Origin of the sequence: Streptomyces sp. BR123 (assembly GCF_013401435.1) — a bacterium.
Lineage (GTDB): Bacteria > Actinomycetota > Actinomycetes > Streptomycetales > Streptomycetaceae > Streptomyces.
This window is the reverse complement of the sequence record NZ_JACBGN010000139.1, coordinates 1-18,312: the sequence shown is the minus strand read 5'-3', so window position 1 is coordinate 18,312 and position 18,312 is coordinate 1. Positions and strand designations below refer to the sequence as shown.

Here is an 18,312-nt window from a genome sequence, read left to right as displayed (position 1 = left end):
ACCCGCCCCCAAGCGGCCCTGTCGGCGAGGCGGCCCCGGAACCCTCCACTGCGACGGGCCCATGAGGCCGCGCCGCGGCATGCGCCTGGCCCGGTCCCGGGGCATGAGGTGCTCGGGCCGACCCGGGATGATGCTCCGTCCTGGAGTCTGAGAGGCTGCTCCGATGTGGCGTGAACAGATCCTTGAGGCGACGGCTGATGCCGAGCTCGGCGCTCCGGCCGGCGAAGGGGCGCTGGCGGCGGTCGAGCGTGCACTCGGGCAGTCGCTTCCTCCGCAGCTGGCCGCGTTGCTGCGTGAGTGCAACGGGGTGCGAGGACGCTACGGTCTCGACGTGGTCTGGAGCGCCGAGCGGATCGCGAAGGCCAACGCGGATTTCCGCGCCGCTCGGGACTTCGCCGAGCTGTACATGCCGTTCGAACCGCTGATGTTCTTCGGCGACAACGGCGGAGGCGACCAGTTCGCTTTCGTTCGAACACCGCAACGCAACGAGGTCTTCGTCTGGGACCACGAGACGGACAGCCGGTACCTGGTTTCCTACGGTCTGGACCAGTACATCCAGCGTGCCCTGCGAGGGACCGGAGACTGGTACCGGTAGACCGGCTTCGGAATCTCTTCCTCCTCCTGAACCAGGAGGTTCTTCACCGGGCAGCCCCGGCCCCACATGGCGTGATCCCGACGCGCACCCGACCTCGAACAGGTGGGCAACCTTCTCGTCCACCATACGGACCCGCTCGGCCCGGCGAAGGCGGAGGACGGTTGCCGCCCGCGATCACGTCTCGTCGTCGGCGCGTGCGCCGGCGCTTCCTACCGGGACCCGGTCGGGCAGAACTCGGCGTGAGCAGGCCGTCGAAGACACCGAGGCCGCTCCAGTCGCCGTCGACCTGGCCGGTGGAGTAGTGCCGCGGGCCAGGCAATCGCCCCGGCAGAGTGCCTGCTTCAGGCGAGGGCATAGGCCGCGATCACGGAGATCATGGCGATGCCTGCTGCGGCGAAGAGCGCTGCGGCCACTGCCAGGATGGCGACAGCGGCACGTTCAACGCCGAGCCGGTGGTCGGCGGGCTTCCATTCACGCTGGTGCATGCCTTCAGCCTGCAGCAACGGGTTCGCCATGGCCTGAGTACCCGTACTCAACCGGCGCCCGGAAACGAGGCGGCCGGTGCCGCGTGGGCGGCCCGGTCCTGGTCTGCCCGGGGGCGGTGCCGTCAACAGGGCGCGGGATGCCGTGTGACGAGCCGAACGATAGGATGAAAACGGCATCAGGCCTCACGTTATGCGCTGGTAGGCAACGGAATGAGCGGTCCACGTGGGGCGACATGCGCACGGCGTAACGGTGCCAGACCTTCCCTCGGAGTCCTGTGCGGCCGCTGCCGCGGGTACCGGAGCCGTCACGCCCCACCGGCCGCACCGCCAGCGTCCAAGGCAGGTTGAATGATGAACCGGACACGTCGTCTTGCAGCACTTGCGCTCCTGGTGGCCCCTGCGCTCGCGGTGGGCCCCGCGGTTGCCGCACACGCCTCGACCACGGCCGCGCCGGGCGTCGCGTCCGCCGCGACGTGCAAAGTCGAAGCGGACTCGGCCGGCAAGTACCACCTGTGGGGTGAAGGCTTCCCCAGTGGAACGGTGACCTACACCGGATCCAGCTCGGGCACCGTCCCCACCAGTGGCGGAAGGTTCGACGTCGGCGGCCTCAGCGGGAGCAAGTACGTCGTCAAGGCGGCCGACGGGACCACCGTCAACTGCACCGTGATCCAGCACTGAGGTCATGCCGTCCGCGTCGGGTCGCAGACCCGACGAACGCCCAAGGGCCAGGCCGGGGAACGTCCTGTGACCTCGCCTGGCCCCTGCGGCGCCCCGCGTGCTCGCTCCGTCCTCGCCTTCACGGGATGACTTCCGCTCCTGTCCGCGGGAGCCGGTTGTACGCCCCGGCCGCGCCGAAGGTGCTCAGTCGAGGCAGAACTCGTTGCCCTCGATGTCCAGCATCGGGATGCACGCGTCATTGCCGTCATACAGCGTTTGCACGTGTACGGCGCCGAGCGGGAGCAGTCGCGCGCACTCGGCCTCGAGTGCGGCGAGGCGCTCCTCCCCGATGAGTCCGGTACCGACCCGCACGTCAAGGTGCAGCCGGTTCTTGGCGGCCTTCCCTTCGGGAACGCGCTGGAAGAACAGTCGCGGACCCACACCTGTGGGGTCGATGCACGCAAACCAGGCGTCCTGCTGCTCAGGTGGTTGCGAGTGCTTGAAATCGTTCCACGTGGCGAAGCCCTCCGGTGGCGGCGGTACGACGTACCCCAACACCTCGCACCAAAAGCGAGCGAGACGTTCCGGTTCCGCGCAGTCGAAGGTGACTTGGAACTGCTTGATCGATGACATCGGCGCACCTTACCAAGGGAGCCCAGTTGGACCGTGGCGGGTCTGAGCGGGCGCTCGTGGCAGCAGATGGCGGAGCCAACGCCCGTGGCCGCATGGGCGCCGCGCGGCTCCCTGGCGTGCTCATTCCCATGGTTGCTCCCCGATGGGCAGGTCGCGGTCCGTCGTCCTCGGGGCGTCCGCGGCAACCTCGCCACCGTGTGCAGTTCCTGCCCGGCGACCTGTCTTCGGGACGGGGGATTCGGGGGTTGATACTGGTGGGCTCTCGTAATCAACTGTCGCCGGTTCCCCGAGGAACCCAGCCATCTGGTGACCGACTGTGGTCGCCAGTGGCGTATCGGCTCCAGGTCCCACCGGCCTCGTTGCGGAGCCGGGTGGTGGTCTTGTCGTGGTAGCCGAGAGCGTCCGCCGCGAAGGTGCGGGATTCGGTACGGGGCGGGAGGACGGCTGCGGACGACGGGTGTTAACTTCCTTCGCGTGGTGGAGCACCAGGACGAGACCAGGGCGGCCTACGACGGGGTCGTCGAGCTGTATGCGTCGATGTTCGCTGATCGGCTGGAGACGCAGCCGTTCTCGCGGAACATGATCGGCATCTTTGCCGAGCTGGTGCGGGGGACGGGGAACCTGCGGGCAGCCGATGTCGGCTGCGGGCCCGGACATCTGACGGCCATGCTGCATGACCTGGGCCTGGACGCCTTCGGGCTTGACCTCTCCCCAGCCATGGTCGACCACGCCCGGCGGGCCCATCCGGCGCTGCAGTTCGACGAGGCGCGGATGGAGGCCCTGCCAGTCGAGGACGGCGCGCTCGGGGGCGTGCTGGCCCATTACTCAATGATCCACACCCCTCCTGGGGAACTACCCGCGCTGCTCGCCGAGCAGGCACGTGTCCTGGCACCAGGGGGCCTGCTCCTGGCCTCGTTCTTCGCGACCGACGGGCCCGAGCCGGTTCGCTTCGACCACAAGGTGACGCCCGCCTATAGCTGGCCGGCGGACCGGTTCGCCGAGCTGCTGGCCCTGGCCGGGCTCGTCCCGTTCGCCCGGCTGCTCCACGACCCGGCCTCTGAGCGGGGATTCCTCGACGCCCACTTGCTCGCCCGCCTCCGCTAGAGCAAGGCCATCCCTAGCCTGCTGGTGATCGTGTGTGATCTCCAGCGGCGTATCGGCTCCACGTTCCGCCGGTCTCGTTGAGCAGGCGAGTGGTGGTCTTGTTGTGGTAGCCGAGAGCGTCCGCGACGACCGGGGCGGGCATCCCCAGGACTTGCTGGCGGATCGCTGTGGTCCGGGCGGCGGTTGTGGGAATGCCGAGGTTGTTGAGCTGGCCGGAGAGGCCGTTGGGGTGTAGTGGCTGGCCGGCGCGACGGCCAGGGAAGAGCCAGCGGGATTCTCGATTGGTCGCGGTGTTCATGTTGTCGCGGTTGTTGATCCAGATCAGGAGCAGTTCGGCGAACGGCGCGGGCACCGGAGAGGCGGGTTCGCCGAGACGAAGCAGGACCTGGCCGTTGTCGTGGACGACGTCGTCGATGGTCAGGCGGACGACACGGCTACAAGGCTGCGCGTAGAGCAGGATGATGATCGCGGCGACTCGGCTCCGCAGCGGCAGGCTGTCGTCGGTGAGAAGCCGGCCGAGGAGGCTCAGGCGGTCGCGGTGAGAGAGCGGGGCCGCCCGGCGGGCCTGCGGAGGCGGCAGCCGGAAGCGTCGGGTGAGTTTGGTGGTCTGGCACCACAGCAGGAAGGGCCGGACGGTGCTCCGGTTGTGCTCGTTGTGTTCGACGTGCCAGCGGTCGATGTCGGCCTGACGGCATGTGGTGAGGGTCAGATCGTGAGCTCTGAGCCAGTTCAGGAAGGCTGTCGCGTGCTTGACCTGGCCCGTGGCGTATGTCTGGCTGCCCGGTGTGAGAGGTCTGCGGCCGGCGGCAGTCCGGAGTTTCGACAGGACGTTCCAGGTCGCGAACCGGCGGATGATCTGGGCATGTTCGGGCTCGGTGATAACGGCGAGGTGGCCGACCAGCCAGCTCTCGAACAGGCAGAGCCGCTTGTCGACGGCGGGGAGGACACCGCAGGCCATGAGGAGTTCGCGCAGGTGGGCGGCGGCCCGCCAGGGCTGGAGAGTGTGAAACGCCTCGTGGGTCAGCTCGATCTCGCCCCGGCCCAGACGCCGCAGCAGGTCGTCAGGGGCGCTGATCTTGCCCTTGCGCATGTGGAGCCCGTTCAGGATGGATACCGGGTTGTCTGCGTTGAGGAGCGACTCGGCGAGTGGGAGGAGCGCGGGCCGGATGCGGCCGGTGCCGTCGTCGAGGAGTTCACCGAGTCTGTCGGTGAGGGTGCAGCGGGTGCAGAGTCGGCCGCCGTGCAGCTTGCCCTCCCGCTCGCAACGGGAGCAGCGGTAGGACATCACGAAGCCCGCGCAGTCCGGGCAGATCAGAGCCCCGTCGTCGGGCCGTAGTCCGGGCAGGACACGCTCGTCGCCGCAGGCTGGACACTGACCACGGACGCGCAGGGCCTTGTCGTGGCAGGTGCGGCAGACGTGACCGTCGGGCCAGCGGGCGGCGAACCAGCCGTGCCGTTCGCAGCGGGCGCAGGTCCGTTTGTGCCAGCGATCACGCTCTTCGGGTGTCTTGTAGGCGGGGCTCATGCGTCGGGCAGGATACGGGCCGGGCGTGGCCGCAGCTTCGCGATGTTGTCGACAGGCGGTGCGGGCAGGTCGCCGGTGGCGGTCTTGCGGACACCGGCGTTCTCGGCGGTGGTGGCCACCAGGTCGGCCGGGGTGCAGGACAGGATGTCGCAGAGCGCGGCCATGACCTGCAACGACAGGCGTTCGGGGGTGCCGGAGACCAGACGGTGGACCTGGGAGGCGGACAGGTCGATGCCGCGTTCGCGCAGCAGCGGGATCAGTTCGGTGGCTGTGAAGATCTGGTGCTGGGCCATGACCTCGCGCAGCCGCCAGGTGTAGCCGACCTTGCGTTTCATGCTTGCCTCCCGGTCTGGGTCTGGAGGGCCGCGGCGATTGCGGAGTCCAGATGCCGCCGCAGGGTGCGGGTGCGGAAGTCCGAGGACACGCAGGTGTAGAGCGAGGTGGTGCTGGCGTGCTCGTGGCCGACCTGTTCCTGGACGAAGCGCGGGTCCCAGCCGTCCTCGATCAGGTGGGTGACGTAGGACCTGCGGAAGGAGTGGAAGTCGAGTCCGTCGTTCAGGCCCAGGGTCTTGCGGTAGGCGATGAAGCGGGAGTTGAGCCGCTGGCATCCGATCCGCATACCGCGTTCGGAGGGCCAGGCCGCCGGGTTGTTGTCGGTGCCGAACAACGGGCGGACCTCGGTGAACCACTCGTCCAGGACGTCCGGGGCCCAGTCCCAAACGGTCAGCACCCCGCGGCGTTTGGGCGGCGAGCCCTTCTTGGCCTTGCCGAACCGGACCTGGCACCGTCCATACTCGCCGAACTCGCCTCCGTGCGGGTTGCGGCCGAAGTCGGCGGCGTCGAGCATCCGCGTCTCGTTGCGCCGCAGTCCGTATGCGTAGGCGGTCTTGAACAGGGTCGCGTCGCGGAAGGCGGGCAGCCAGCCCTTGCGGCCGAAGGCCCGGATGCGGGCGACCTCATCGTCGCAGTGCGCGAAGAACGCGTGCAGCTCGGCCTTGGTGAAGGCGCGCTTCTTGGCGTCCGCCTCGTTGTCCTGGACGTGCACCGCGGTGTTCCACTCATGCACTACCTGCACCGGATGGGTGCCGAACCGCTCTTCGCAGGTCGCCGTCCACTCGTAGAGCGGGTCGGTGAGGAAGTGGCAGAACGCTCGAACCGCCTCGGAGTACGAGCGGATCGTCGAGCGCTTCAGGTCCCGCAGTGAGCGCAGGTCACCGAGCCACTCGTCGACCATCGCCGGCGTCCACTGCCAGGGGTAGGTGTTCACGTAGGCGGCGAACGCCTTGACTGTGTTCTCCCGGCCCTCCACCGTCGTCCGGGCCAGATTCCGCGCGAGCTGCTGGTTGGCGAAGCCGCCCAACATCGCGGTGAACACCTGCTCTTCCGGTCGCAGCAGGGCGACCCCATCCGCCAGGTGCAGCTTTGCCGCCCCCGGCGCCGTATTGAACCTCACCGGCTACCACTCCCCATCACTCGCATTTGATGCGAGAAAACCGCATCGGACGCGAGTCGGAGCTGAAACCGCAGGCCATCCATCCCAACGGGTGACAGTCGCTCGCCGCCACCCCTCGCCAACCGCTACGGTCACTGGGCGCCCAGACGCCTGATACCGCTGATCAGCGGCATCAGCCCCACGTCACCCGGCCGCGATGCACATACCGTCGCCAGTTCGCATCCGATGCAATTGGCGGCACTTGACTGGCAGGGCCTCCATCTGCGCCTCGTCGAACTGCAGCGCCGGATGGGCCCGCCGGGCGTGGTCGACCATGGCTGGGGAGAGGCCAAGCCCGAAGGCGTCCAGGCCCAGGTCATGCAGCATGGCCGTCAGATGTCCGGGCCCGCAGCCGACATCGGCTGCCCGCAGGTTCCCCGTCCCCCGCACCAGCTCGGCAAAGATGCCGATCATGTTCCGCGAGAACGGCTGCGTCTCCAGCCGATCAGCCAACATCGACGCATACAGCTCGACGACCCCGTCGTAGGCCGCCCTGGTCTCGTCCTGGTGCTCCACCACGCGAAGGAAGTTAACACCCGTCGTCCGCAGCCGTCCTCCCGCCCCGTACCGAATCCCGCACCTTCGCTGCGGACGCTCTCGGCTACCACGACAAGACCACCACCCGGCTCCGCAACGAGGCCGGTGGGACCTGGAGCCGATACGCCACTGGCGACCACAGTCGGTCACCAGATGGCTGGGTTCCTCGGGGAACCGGCGACAGTTGATTACGAGAGCCCACCAGTATCAACCCCCGAATCCCCCGGGGTTCACGCACCGATTTCTTGGCATCAGCGGCCAACTATGTGCCCGTCGGCCGCCAGGGTGGACTAGAAAGGATCTGACGATCAGCACCCAGCACGGGGACGATGTCGAGGGCGGTGGATGAGAATGCGCGAATGCAGCAGGATCGAACCGATCACGGTCAGATCGCTACAGGGGGCGACGATTTGTGGCGGCCTTCCCTGATGTCGGCCGCCGTGCTGAAACCCGTGTCCTTTTCCCCGGCCCACGCATCAGTGGACGACTATCAACTCCTGACGTCGACCATTCGGTCGAGGGCAGAGGACGCTCAGGGCTTTTTCGGCGGGGCCTCGCGGCGGCCGGGGGAAATGGCTTACCTGCCTCTGCGCATTCAGCTGCGAAGTTCGTCCATCGAGCTCTACATCGAACTCCGCCTGCAAGATGCCCGCATGCGCATCGTCGGATTCCGCAACACTTTCGAGAACGGACAGGCCCCGCCGGAAGCGTGCGTCCGCCACGTGCGGGACTCCGTCGTGCCACCGGGGATCCGCCGAGCTGAAGTCCTGCCGTTCGCCGGAGGCCGCTCCGATCTGGAGACGGTCGCCGCCGTGCGGCGCCTGGGGATCTTCCTGGGGCGCCGGCCGCTGGGCAACGCGGTTGTCTCGCTGCACCGGAACTGCGATCCGAAGTGCACCGCACACGGAATGCTCGTGCTCTCGGAAATGATCTGCGAAGCCGCCCGCTACCCGGCCTTGGCTGATGCGATGTCACGCATCTGGATGACCGGCGGACGACTGTCTGCCGCGGCACCCGGCTGAGGCTGAAACGCATGGGCGGCTCGGCCCGGTGCGTGCTCGGAGCCGTCAGGAGCACCTCCTTCACGGCATGCGAACAGCCCCGCAGCGGCTGGCCGGGCCACTGCGGGGCTGTCAGTTCCCGTGCATTCCGCGCTCGCTGTGGGTCAGCTCTTGGCGTTGGGCACGTTGGGTACGCAGAACAGGCCCTGCAGGTAGCGGAAGACTATGTGCTGGCCGTCCGGGCACCAGCCCTGGCGCGGGTCCTTGTCGAACGGGATGCCGTCGTACATGCCGCGCGTACAGAACGCCTTGCCGTCGCTGTTGTAGCCGCCGAAGAAGCCGCCGTTGCTGAAGCACTGATCGGCGGTGACGGTGGTGGTCGGGGTGGTGGCGGCGGAGGCGGTCGCCACGGGTGCGATCGCGAGGGCAGCCCCGAGGGCCATGGTGGCCGAAATTCGGTGTCGCATAATCAACTCCTTTGTGCCGGATTGGTTTCGTCAAATGCCGCCACTCATGTTTCCCGCTCGCCAACCCGCGGACCACACGTCCCTACCCCTGTTCCGCCCCCTAATACTCCGGCTTGCTGTCTGACCGGCGGGTCGGGCGGGCGGCCGTAGGGTGGCGAGGTCTGTGGAGTGGTCAGGGGCGTGGGCCCTTGAAAACGGGAGGCCGCTTCTCGATCGCGTGGCACCGCCGCAGGAGATGGCAGCGGCGGGCGACTGCTCGGTGTCGTCGGCGCCAGTGCGACCAACTCAGGGCGTGGTGTCGTCCTCCATGGCCACGGAGGTGCCGCGATGGGGACGACGAGCTGCCAGGAGTCGCAGGGCCTCCGCCGCTGCGAAACCGGTGGCCCCGGCTGCCGCACCGGTGCCGACCCCCTTTCCCGGACCTGGTGGGCGGTGGCAGCCATGAAGGCGTGCGCGAGCAGCCCGAGCCCTGCGTCACCCCGGAGAACGACCTACCGATGCGCCGGACCGGCAGGGCGGGCCGGCGCTGCCACTGGTTCCCGGAGATCCACCTCGTCGACGAGGAGAGCGGCTTCGGCGGCTTCTGCGAGCAGCCCCTCGGCGTGGCGTGACCGCCTCCGGGGTGCTTGTCCCGCGGGGCCCCGGCCTGGCCTGGCCTGGCCTTCCGACTGTGCCATCGCGGTCCGCCGGCCGCCGGGGGTGACCGGCGTCGTTCTCGCCGGTGGGGCGGGGGTGAGGCAGACGGAGACGGCCATCCCGCTCGTTGAGCCCGGCTAGTGCGCCGCGAGGCGCTCCATCAGCCCGATCCCCCGCGCCAGCAGTTCCCGCTCGTCCCCCGTCAACTCCGCCTCGATCGCCCGCGCGAGCCAATCCGCCCGCCGCCCCCGCTCCTCTTCCAGCAGCGCCTGCCCCGCAGAGGACAGTTCCACCAGGCTCTTGCGGCCGTCGGTCGGATGCGCCCGGCGCGTGATCAGCCCCTGATCCATGAGCAGTCCGACGGCTCGGGCCATGGACTGGGGGCGCACGCGTTGATCGACTGCCAGTTCGCTGGTCGTCATCGCACCGTTGCGGTCCAGCGCGCCGAGTACGGACGCCTGGCCGAGCGGCATCTGGTCCTCGAGCTTTACGCGCCGCGTGAGCTTTCCCAGGGCGGTGCGCAGTTCGGCCGCGACGGCGGCGGATTCCGGAAGGGGCATGCCGAATTTTAGCGCAGCACAGCTGTACAGCAGAACTGGCCAGCCAAACTGAACAGCTGAACTGCACAGCATTGCTGTAGAATCTGTTGCGCCGGGTCCAGCGCCACTGTCGCCGCAGCCGAACCCCCGGCACGCATGCGAACGGGAAGGATTCCCATGACCGCCATCACCTCCGTCACCGGCCGCCGCGTCCTCGACAGCAGGGGCAACCCCACCGTCGAAGTGGACGTGGAACTGGCGGACGGATCCATCGGCCGGGCCGCAGTCCCCTCCGGCGCTTCGACCGGCACCCGCGAGGCCGTCGAACTCCGCGACGGCGACCCGGCCCGGTGGCACGGCAAGGGCGTCGACCAAGCGGTACGCCACGTCAACACGGAGCTCGCTGCCGCTGTCATCGGTCGCGAGGCCGAGGACCAGGCCGGCCTCGACGCCGCCCTCGTCGCCACCGACGGCACCCCCACCAAGTCCAGGCTCGGCGCCAACGCGATCCTCGGGATTTCCCTGGCCACCGCCAAGGCCGCGGCCGCCGCCCACCGCCTGCCGCTCTACCGCTACCTCGGCGGCTCCGACGCCCGGCTGCTGCCCGTCCCGATGATGAACATCGTCAACGGGGGCGCGCACGCCGACAATCCCCTGGACTTCCAGGAGTTCATGATCGCTCCGATCGGCGCGGGGAGCTTCGCCGAGGCCGTGCGGATGGGGTCGGAGATCTTCCACACCCTGCGCCGCGACCTCCTCGCCGCCGGGCACTCCACGGGCGTGGGCGACGAGGGCGGCTTCGCACCCGCCCTGCGCACCGCAGAGGAGGCCCTCGACTTCGTGGTGACCGCCGTCGAGCGCACGGGTTACCGGCCGGGCACGGACATCGGCCTGGTCATGGACCCGGCGTCGTCCGAGTTCTTCCGCGACGGCGTCTACGACTACACCGGAGAAGGTGTACGGCGCACACCCGCCGAACACGCCGACTACCTGGTCGAGCTGATCGACGCCTACCCCATCGTGTCGATCGAGGACCCGATGGCCGAGGACGACCTTAAGGGGTGGCAAGACCTGACCGCCCGGGTCGGTGCGCGCTGCCAGCTCACCGGAGACGACGTGTTCTGCACGAACGAGACCATCCTGCGCGAGGGCATCCGCTCCGGCGTCGCCAACTCGGTCCTGGTGAAGGTCAACCAGATCGGCACCCTGACCGAATCCCTGGCCACCGTCAACGCGGCCCACCGGGCGGGCTACACCGTCGTCATGTCGCACCGCTCAGGAGAGACGGAGGACACGACGATCGCGGACCTGGCGGTGGCCACGGGCTGCGGCCAGATCAAGACCGGATCGCTGTCCCGCTCCGACCGCACCGCCAAGTACAACCAACTCATCCGCATCGAGGAGCAGTTGGGCGGCAGCGCCCGGTACGCAGGCGCGGGAGCGCTGCGCCGCTAGACCGGTCCGGCGGATCATCAGCCCTGGGGGGCGGGCTCTGACAGCCTGCCCTCGTCGCCTGGTTCCGAGATGGTCGGTCACGACCGTGACAGGCCTCACGGCACCGTGAACCAGCAGACGTCACCGGAGTCGGGCAACCGGGAATGCGCATCGACCTCTGCTGCGATTCGCGCCAGAGCCCCGGCCTTGTCCGAATGCCACGGCAGGAAGGGGGCCCGTTCCGACTCCGTCAGGGCTCCCGGTCGCGCCCCGGCGTCGTACAGATCGGCGACGATGCGCAGGAGCAGTCGCAGCTGTTCCTCGAACGTGGCGGCCCGGCCGAGCAAACTCCCCACGGCTCCGCTGACGACCGAGAAACCGAGCCAGTCGTCGTGTGCGTACTGGCTGAGATAGTCCAGCTCTCGGCGGTACGCCTCGTCATTCACCACGGCTCGCTTCCCGTCTGTCGATGGGGAATCGTTTCATGTCCAAGCCGTCCACGACGGCCGGCAGGTCACGCTCGATTTCTGGTCGTAGGGCCTGACCTCAAGATCGCTGAGTACGGCGTGCAGGTCCAGGCGGATCCCCTCGTGCGGAACTGCCGGCTGATGCGGCCGTCGGGGGGCGCCGGCTGCATCGGGGTGGCGACGAGGTCCGTGACGGTCGCGTGGAAGCGGGCGTCGAAGACCGCGCCGCCGGGGTCGAGGCGCGCCTTGGCGGTGCGCCGACCGAGCGGATCGCGTGTACTGCCGTGGCCACCGTTCGGGAGCGGCCGCGTCGGTGAGACGGTGCTCCGCGTTCAGGTGAAGGCCCGCGTCCGTCGCTGCCCGCCCAGGAGTTCGCCGACGCGGCGGACGAGCCGCCCCCGGCCGTCGTGCTCGTACAGCGTCCGGCCGACGCGCCGGATCAGGGTTCCGCCGGGCTCGTGGTCGCCGTTGGAGGGATGGTCTGGCACGGTGGTGTGCGCGAGGTTGCCGAGGTCGTCGCAGGCGTACCGCTCGGTCCAGCCGCAGGCGGTCGCCACCTCGCGCAGCGCCTCCATGCAGCAGAAGGGGGCGCCCGCCGAGCGGGTCGACCAGGGCCGGTGCCCGATCTCGCAGCGGTTCGAGGATGTCTCCGACCGTGGTCGACGCCCAGGTGCACGCTCTTGCGAAGAGAGCCAGGCCATGGGCCGGGTCGTGTGACCCGGCCCGGAGGTCAAAAGACGAGCTCAGCGGGACGGCGGGCCGAACCCGCCCGGCGCGGCGGGGCCGCTGCCGAACTGCGGGGCGCCGCCGAAGACCGGTGTGCTGCCGCCGAAGCCGACGTGGCCCCCTGCCGGCCCCCACGGACCCGGACCGGCTGCATACGGGGCGGGCGCGGGGCCGAGCCGCGGCGCGAGGTAGTGGGAGACGACGGCGTGCAGCTGCACCAGCCACTCCTGGAGGCGGGCGGCGCGCCGGTTGTGGATCTGGCACGAGTACGCGTTGCCGTCGTGCAGCCGAACCGTCACGACGAGGTGGCTGCCGCGGTGGCCCGGACCGTAGGTGATCCCGGCGAGCTCGTCCCACTCGAAGTCCGCCTCCACGCCCTCCACTTCGAAGACGACGCCCGAACGGTCGGCGACCACGCTGTTCCTGCGGTCGGCGATCACGACCTCCGGCGCGCCCTGCGCCGGTACGGGAACCGCCCCCGGGACGGCTGGCGCCGCGGCCGGAAGCGGCGGCGTGCCGTGGGGGAGAGGCGGCGCCAGATGCGGCGGGTAGGGCGTCGACGGCATGGCGGGCGCCGAGGGTGCGGCGGGCGCCGAGGGCGCGTGGGACGCGGGAGCTGCCTGCGGCGGCCGTGGCACCTGCAGGGCCGCCGGGGGCGTCGCGGGCGCGCTGACCGTCGGCGTCCAGCCGGCGGCGGTGTCCTGCCGCGGCACCCCGCCGTCGGTGGTGAGCAGGTCCAGCAGCGCCGAAGGCGTCGGGCGCTCGGCCGGATCCTTCGCCAGACAGGCCGCGACCACCGGACGCAGCCCCTCCGGCACCGCGTCGAGGTTCGGCGGCTCGTGGACCGAGCGGTACATCAGGCCCATCGGGGTCCCCCCGCCCCACGCGCTGCCGCCGGCCGAGGCGACCAGCACCGCGCCGAGCGCGAACACGTCGGCGGCGCCCGTGACGTCGTTGCCCAGCGCCTGCTCGGGCGCCAGGTAGCCGGGCGTCCCGAAGGCGGTGCCGGTCGCGGTCATCCGGGTGGACTCCAGGGCACGCGCGATGCCGAAGTCGAGGACGCGCGGCCCGTCGTCGGCCATCACGATATTGCCCGGCTTGAGGTCGCGGTGGACCAGGCCGCAGCCGTGGATCGCCTCCAACGCCTCGGCGAGCGCCGCCGCGAGGGTACGCAGCCCCGCCTCGTCCATCGGCCCGCCCGCGGCGAGCCGGGCGGCCAGCGTGGGCCCGGCGACGTACGCGGTCGCCAGCCACGGCGGATCGCCGTCGACGTCGGCGTCCACCACCTGTGCCGTGTGGAAGCCGCCGACCCGGCGGGCCGCGGCCACCTCTGCCCGGAAACGCTCCCGGAACGCGGGGTCCGCGGCGAGCTCCGGCCGGGCCACCTTCACGGCCACCGCCCGGCCTCCGCGGGAACGTGCCAGGTAGACCGTCCCCATGCCGCCCTCGCCGAGCTTGCGCTCGACGCCGTACCCCCCGATCCGTTCCATGCGCCCAGTATGGCGGCTGCGGCCGGGTGGCCCGCCACCAGGGGCGGTGCCCCCGGACCCGCACGGGGCGTGCGGAACAGGGGTCGGTCTCCGTCAGTGGACCAGCCGGACACCGGACCAGCCGGACACCGGACCAGCCGGACACCGGACCAGCCGGACACCCGGTCCTCCCCCTCGGCGCCGTCGGCCAAGACCAGCGGGCACGGGGTCAACGAGCCGGAACCCGTGCGGACCCCCCCGCACCGGCCGCCGCCGCCGCCGCCGACGCCACCGTCGCCACCGCCGCCCCGTGGGGCTTGATCCTTCCGTCTGCGAGGAGCCGAGCGACGACCGCGCGTCGGCCGAACTCCGGATGCACGTCGGTAACCGGCCGCCGGGTGGGGAGGGTCGCGCTGCTCCCGCCGACGATCACGTTCTACGGTTCCGCTCGGGGCGCGGGGGTGAGCGGGGCGCCGTTCAGCGCGGTCTGGTGGGGAACGGCCCACCACAGCCCCCCGTCCGGCGTGAGGTAGGGCACCTTTCCTTCCACTTCCCTGCCCTGGTCGAGCGCGTCGGCCACGGCGGTCAGATACACGGCCAGTGAGGGCCAGCCGGCGTCGAAGCAGCCGACGTCGTCGTGTGCCGCATTGCCCAGGCGGCCTTGGCCGGGTCCCTCGCGCATGTCGATGACCTGGGAGTCGCCGTGGCTCTGCGCCCAGGGGATCCACTGCGGGTGCCACCAGGGCTCCTGGCCGTCGTCGGGTTCGGCGAAGTCGGGGTCGTCTTCGGCGAACTCGACGCACATCTGCCAGTGGCCAAGGATCCCTGCGACGGACATGGGCGGCTCGTCGGGGAGCAGCCTGGCCCACTCGGCGATCCCGTTGTGGCAGGACAGCGACTCCAACAGGTCCGCGGGAAAGCGGATCCCCATCGTCTCCTGCGCTGCCTCGACCTCGGCGGGGTCGGCCGGTGGCGCGAGCAGCGCGTACGAAGCGGGGGCGTGCCGCCGCATCCACGAGTCGATCCTGGCCCAGGAGCGGGCCACCGGCTGTGGGGCCGGGAAGGTGAGCACTCTGCGCAGGAGGTGCAGGCTCCACAGCCAGTGGGGGTACGTGTCGGTCTCCGCCCACAGTCTCCTCAACTCGGACGGCTCCGCCTCGACCCGGTCCAGGGCGCGGACGGCCAAGCCCCGCAGGTCCGCGGGAAGCACGGGGACGGGCAGGTCCGGCCCCTCCGGGCCGGTGACGGGCCGTCCGCCGGGGCACTGGGCGGCGACGAGGGCTGCCCCGGCCACCGCCGCGACCGCCAGGTGCCGGTCGAGGGGGTCCTCGGCGTCGAGGACGCGCGCGAGCGCATCGCGTACGAGGCCGGGCCGGTCGCCCTCGGCGGCCTCGTCGAGGGAGGCGCAGAAGTCGGCGGCAGTCTCGTTGTCGAAGGGGCCGACGTCCCAGGTGCCCATGAGTCTCCTTGAGGTGGGGGTCCTCCGGGAGGGTGCCAGGCGGCACTGACAGCGGCGGCCCGGTCGTCGTACCCCGAGGCTGCAGCCGGCCCCCACGAACGGACAGACGCGCGGGCGGTGCATCGGGGCCGGCTCCGGACCCGGGTCGCGGGACGTGTGCGCTCCGCTCCCCGCGGATGCCGCCTGGCCACCTGCCTACCGGCCCTTGGCCCGCCCGTACCGGGCGATGGCGCCGGGCGATGGCTGCCCGCGGCCGCTCCCGCCAAACGGCGGTCCCCGGAGGCCGGCTGACCGCCCCGCGCGCCCGTCGGACCGAACCGGCGGCCGGCTCGCGGCAACCGTCCGCAGGAGCAGGTGACGCATCACCGCGCCGCGGGTCACCCCTGCGCCAGGCCGACACGGAGTGAAAGGGTGCGCCTCAGACGTGGCGTCGTGCCGTCGCGACGAAGGCGTCGATCAGCTCGCGCGTGACGTCACGCCGGGGCAGCAGGCCGTCGCGGTCGGCGGGCCGGTCCAGCGGTGCCGACCTCCGTGAACGCCGCTCCGCCGCAGCCAGTACCTCGGCTTCATCCGTGACCAGGCGGAGCCGGAACAGCGCGTTCTGGGCGGCCGAGCGCAGCTCGAAGGTACGTGCCCGCAAGGCCGCTTCGTCCTCCGCGTCGCGCCCCTCGTGGATGCAGAACCAGTGGTGCAGCATCGCCTGGCGGAATTCCACGAGCAGCCCGGCGTACGAGCCGTAGACGTCCAGCCGGTCCTGTCGCAGCCGTTCCGCCCGGGCACCGTCTTCCGTCCGCCGCGCGGAGCGCTGCTGGAACGCGTGGGTCATGGCCGAGCCCAGCAACGTGCCGAGGACCGCGATCAGGCTGGTGAGTATGGCGTTCATGTCCCCATGCAACCAGGCGCGGACACGAGCAGCACGGACGGGAAACCGGTGATCGCTTTGCATTCGCCTTCGTGGAGACGCGAGCCGGTGGGGACGAGGGACGACCATGGGGGAACGTGGTCCTCAAAGCCGTCGCCCCTGGCACCGGATCCGCCGAGGTCGGCTACCGGACCGCGGCACACGCGCGCGGCCGGGGAGTGGCGCCGCGCCCGCAGCCAGGACTAACCGACCGGCAAGTTCCTATGCGCCCCCACTCCCTGATCGCACGTCCGGCTGGGCCCGTTCGCGAGCCAAGTGCCGCACGGGTTGGGTGAGTCGTGATGCTCATGGAGACCCCGGCGCGTGTCCGCCGGTGCGCGCCGGTGACGTAGGCGGCGCCGCGCTGTTCACGCGGTCTGTGCGCTCGCCTGTTCGTGGGATTGGGCGTTGGGGGTCTGGCTACCGCAACCGTTCGGGCGCTTACTGGTGGTACCGACCGGGGCCGCCCATCTCCTGTCAGGGACGGCAGTACGTGATGTCCGCATCCGTCACCGCCGACAGCGGCCGCCGGAACCGGGGGACAAGTGGCGGCCGTGACCATCCACGACTCCCTTCTGGAGGGCCACGTCCATGCCTGCCACCATAACCTTGGTCGCCACGTCACCCAATCCATCGGTCTACGGCCAGCCGGTGAAGCTGAAGGCGATCATCATCCCGCTCGGGCTCGGAACACCGACGGGCACCGTCACTTTCAGTGTCGCTGGTGGACCCACCGTCACGGCGCCCGTCGTGAGCGGCACAGCCACCGCGACGGTCGACGACCTGTCGGTGGGAACCCACCCAATCACGGCTGTGTACAGCGGTGACGCCAGCTTCACCTCCTCGACCGGCACCACCGTCCAGGTCGTGATCCAGGCAGCCACCCGGACCACGGTGACCTCCTCTCCGGATCCGTCGGCCTACGGCCAGCCAGTGACGATCACTGCAAAGGTGACACCGCGCGTGCCCGGCGAAGGTACGCCGACGGGCATCGTCACCTTTGTCATCAGTGGGGGACCGACCCTCACGGCCCCGCTGGTGAACGGTACGGCCACGGTCACCGTGGCTTTGCTGAGCGTCGGCCCGCACCCCATCACCGCGATCTACGGCGGAGACGCCAACTTCCTCCCGTCCTTGGGGACGGACCAGCACACGGTGAAGAGCAAGGCCCTCAGCACGACGACGGTGATTTCCGCACCGGATCCGTCGGTGCCCGGCGAGCAGGTGACGTTCACCGCCACGGTGGCGCCGGTGCCACCGGGCGTGGGCACAGCCACCGGAACCGTGACCTTCACCTTCGGTGACGGGTCGGCACCGGTCACCGTTGCCCTGGTGGGGGGCGTGGCCACGGTCAACCACACCTACGCCGACGCCGTCGGCAGCCCGTACACGGTGGTGGCCGGCTACAGCGGGAGCGCCGACCTCAAGCCATCCATCGGCACGGACACCCACACCGTCGTCGCCGCGGCGACGACCACACAGGTGACGTCTTCGCCCGATCCGTCGGTGGTGGGTGAGCCGGTGACGTTCACCGCGACGGTGGCCCCCGTGGCGCCGGGTGCCGGCACCCCGACCGGGACCGTCACCTTCACCTTCGGTGACGGGTCGGCGCCCGAGACGGTGGCGCTGATCGGTGGCGTGGCCACGGCCACCCACGCCTACGCCACCAGCAGCGGCAGCCCGTTCACGGTGACGGCCACCTACAGCGGCGGGGTGAGTTTCGCTGCTTCCTCCGGGTCGGACACGCAGACGGTGACCGTTGCGGCGACGAGCACGCAGGTGACGTCTTCGCCCGATCCGTCGGTGGTGGGTGAGCCGGTGGTGTTCACCGCGACGGTGGCCCCCGTGGCGCCGGGTGCGGGCAGCCCGACCGGGACTGTCACCTTCACGTTTGGTGATGGGAGCCCGGCGGAGACGGTGGCGCTGATCGGTGGGGTGGCCACGGCCACGCACGCTTACGCCACGAGCAGCGGCAGCCCGTTCACGGTGACGGCCGTCTACAGCGGGGACAGTGATTTCGCGGGCTCGTCTGGGTCGGATACGCAGACGGTGACCGTTGCGGCGACGAGCACGCAGGTGACGTCTTCGCCTGATCCGTCGGTGGTGGGTGAGCCGGTGGTGTTCACCGCGACGGTGGCTCCGGTGGTGCCGGGTGCGGGCAGCCCGACCGGGACCGTGACCTTCA

Annotated in this window: 18 protein-coding genes and 3 pseudogenes; 8 read left to right on the top strand and 13 right to left on the bottom strand. The window is 70.4% G+C overall.

Going from position 1 to position 18,312, the window contains the following annotated elements; all coding sequences use genetic code 11:
* Nucleotides 1-163 precede the first annotated feature (163 nt).
* Nucleotides 164-595 (top strand): SMI1/KNR4 family protein, encoded by a 432-nt coding sequence (locus HYE82_RS21155; RefSeq protein ID WP_179175695.1) that lies wholly within the window; start codon nt 164-166, stop codon nt 593-595.
* Nucleotides 596-936: 341 nt separating this feature from the next.
* On the opposite strand, the gene HYE82_RS21150 is transcribed toward HYE82_RS21155, so the two are convergent.
* On the bottom strand, nt 937-1,110 hold the full coding sequence (locus HYE82_RS21150; protein WP_179175694.1) for a hypothetical protein: 174 nt from the start codon (nt 1,108-1,110) through the stop codon (nt 937-939).
* Nucleotides 1,111-1,620: 510 nt separating this feature from the next.
* Here HYE82_RS21150 and HYE82_RS21145 point away from each other — a divergent pair.
* Nucleotides 1,621-1,758, top strand: a complete 138-nt coding sequence (locus HYE82_RS21145) for a hypothetical protein (RefSeq protein WP_179175693.1) — start codon at nt 1,621-1,623, stop codon at nt 1,756-1,758.
* A 183-nt stretch (nt 1,759-1,941) separates the two neighbouring features.
* On the opposite strand, the gene HYE82_RS21140 is transcribed toward HYE82_RS21145, so the two are convergent.
* Nucleotides 1,942-2,370: a VOC family protein gene (locus tag HYE82_RS21140; RefSeq protein ID WP_179175692.1), complete on the bottom strand. Its 429-nt coding sequence runs from the start codon at nt 2,368-2,370 to the stop codon at nt 1,942-1,944.
* Nucleotides 2,371-2,844: 474 nt separating this feature from the next.
* Between HYE82_RS21140 and HYE82_RS21135 the strand changes: the two genes are divergently transcribed.
* On the top strand, nt 2,845-3,474 hold the full coding sequence (locus HYE82_RS21135; RefSeq protein ID WP_179175691.1) for a class I SAM-dependent methyltransferase: 630 nt from the start codon (nt 2,845-2,847) through the stop codon (nt 3,472-3,474).
* A 13-nt stretch (nt 3,475-3,487) separates the two neighbouring features.
* Here HYE82_RS21135 and HYE82_RS21130 read toward each other — a convergent pair whose 3' ends face one another.
* From HYE82_RS21130 to HYE82_RS21115, 4 genes and pseudogenes are all read right to left on the bottom strand, one after another.
* A complete protein-coding gene (locus HYE82_RS21130) occupies nt 3,488-4,999 on the bottom strand; it encodes a hypothetical protein (RefSeq protein WP_179175690.1) in 1,512 nt (503 codons plus the stop codon).
* Nucleotides 4,996-5,334 (bottom strand): helix-turn-helix transcriptional regulator, encoded by a 339-nt coding sequence (locus HYE82_RS21125; protein WP_179175689.1) that lies wholly within the window; start codon nt 5,332-5,334, stop codon nt 4,996-4,998. The genes HYE82_RS21130 and HYE82_RS21125 overlap by 4 nt, the downstream gene beginning before the upstream one ends.
* On the bottom strand, nt 5,331-6,452 hold the full coding sequence (locus HYE82_RS21120) for a site-specific integrase (protein ID WP_309144393.1): 1,122 nt from the start codon (nt 6,450-6,452) through the stop codon (nt 5,331-5,333). The genes HYE82_RS21125 and HYE82_RS21120 overlap by 4 nt, the downstream gene beginning before the upstream one ends.
* A gap of 240 nt (nt 6,453-6,692) precedes the next feature.
* Nucleotides 6,693-7,010, bottom strand: a pseudogene (locus HYE82_RS21115) (trans-aconitate 2-methyltransferase); the annotation flags it as partial.
* Between the two features lie 377 nt (nt 7,011-7,387).
* Here HYE82_RS21115 and HYE82_RS21110 point away from each other — a divergent pair.
* A complete protein-coding gene (locus HYE82_RS21110) occupies nt 7,388-8,050 on the top strand; it encodes a ribosome-inactivating family protein (RefSeq protein ID WP_256987491.1) in 663 nt (220 codons plus the stop codon).
* Between the two features lie 143 nt (nt 8,051-8,193).
* Here HYE82_RS21110 and HYE82_RS21105 read toward each other — a convergent pair whose 3' ends face one another.
* Nucleotides 8,194-8,496, bottom strand: coding sequence for a hypothetical protein (locus HYE82_RS21105; RefSeq protein ID WP_179175688.1), 303 nt, complete (start codon nt 8,494-8,496; stop codon nt 8,194-8,196).
* 473 nt (nt 8,497-8,969) lie between these two features.
* Between HYE82_RS21105 and HYE82_RS21100 the strand changes: the two are divergent.
* Nucleotides 8,970-9,107 (top strand): annotated as a pseudogene (locus tag HYE82_RS21100) (aminopeptidase); the annotation flags it as partial.
* Between the two features lie 162 nt (nt 9,108-9,269).
* Here HYE82_RS21100 and HYE82_RS21095 read toward each other — a convergent pair.
* Nucleotides 9,270-9,692, bottom strand: coding sequence for a MarR family winged helix-turn-helix transcriptional regulator (locus tag HYE82_RS21095; protein WP_179175686.1), 423 nt, complete (start codon nt 9,690-9,692; stop codon nt 9,270-9,272).
* Nucleotides 9,693-9,848: 156 nt separating this feature from the next.
* Between HYE82_RS21095 and eno the strand changes: the two genes are divergently transcribed.
* Nucleotides 9,849-11,126 carry a phosphopyruvate hydratase gene (gene eno, locus HYE82_RS21090; protein WP_179175685.1) on the top strand — a complete coding sequence of 426 codons (1,278 nt, stop codon included), beginning with the start codon at nt 9,849-9,851 and terminating at the stop codon, nt 11,124-11,126.
* 95 nt (nt 11,127-11,221) lie between these two features.
* Here the strand turns inward: eno and HYE82_RS21085 are convergent, their stop codons facing one another.
* The 5 genes from HYE82_RS21085 to HYE82_RS21060 form a co-directional block, all read right to left on the bottom strand.
* A complete protein-coding gene (locus tag HYE82_RS21085; RefSeq protein ID WP_179175684.1) occupies nt 11,222-11,554 on the bottom strand; it encodes a hypothetical protein in 333 nt (110 codons plus the stop codon).
* A 350-nt stretch (nt 11,555-11,904) separates the two neighbouring features.
* Nucleotides 11,905-12,147, bottom strand: coding sequence for a hypothetical protein (locus tag HYE82_RS21080; RefSeq protein ID WP_179175683.1), 243 nt, complete (start codon nt 12,145-12,147; stop codon nt 11,905-11,907).
* A gap of 168 nt (nt 12,148-12,315) precedes the next feature.
* Nucleotides 12,316-13,788: a serine/threonine-protein kinase gene (locus HYE82_RS21075; RefSeq protein ID WP_179175682.1), complete on the bottom strand. Its 1,473-nt coding sequence runs from the start codon at nt 13,786-13,788 to the stop codon at nt 12,316-12,318.
* 415 nt (nt 13,789-14,203) lie between these two features.
* A complete protein-coding gene (locus tag HYE82_RS39025) occupies nt 14,204-15,226 on the bottom strand; it encodes a DUF4259 domain-containing protein (protein WP_306439608.1) in 1,023 nt (340 codons plus the stop codon).
* Between the two features lie 418 nt (nt 15,227-15,644).
* A complete protein-coding gene (locus HYE82_RS21060; RefSeq protein ID WP_179175681.1) occupies nt 15,645-16,109 on the bottom strand; it encodes a hypothetical protein in 465 nt (154 codons plus the stop codon).
* 26 nt (nt 16,110-16,135) lie between these two features.
* On the opposite strand from HYE82_RS21060, the pseudogene HYE82_RS38295 reads away from it, so the two are divergent.
* Nucleotides 16,136-16,318 (top strand): annotated as a pseudogene (locus tag HYE82_RS38295) (GNAT family N-acetyltransferase); the annotation flags it as partial.
* A gap of 460 nt (nt 16,319-16,778) precedes the next feature.
* Nucleotides 16,779-18,312: Ig-like domain-containing protein (locus HYE82_RS21055; RefSeq protein ID WP_179175680.1), on the top strand; the 1,534-nt coding region annotated here is incomplete at its 3' end.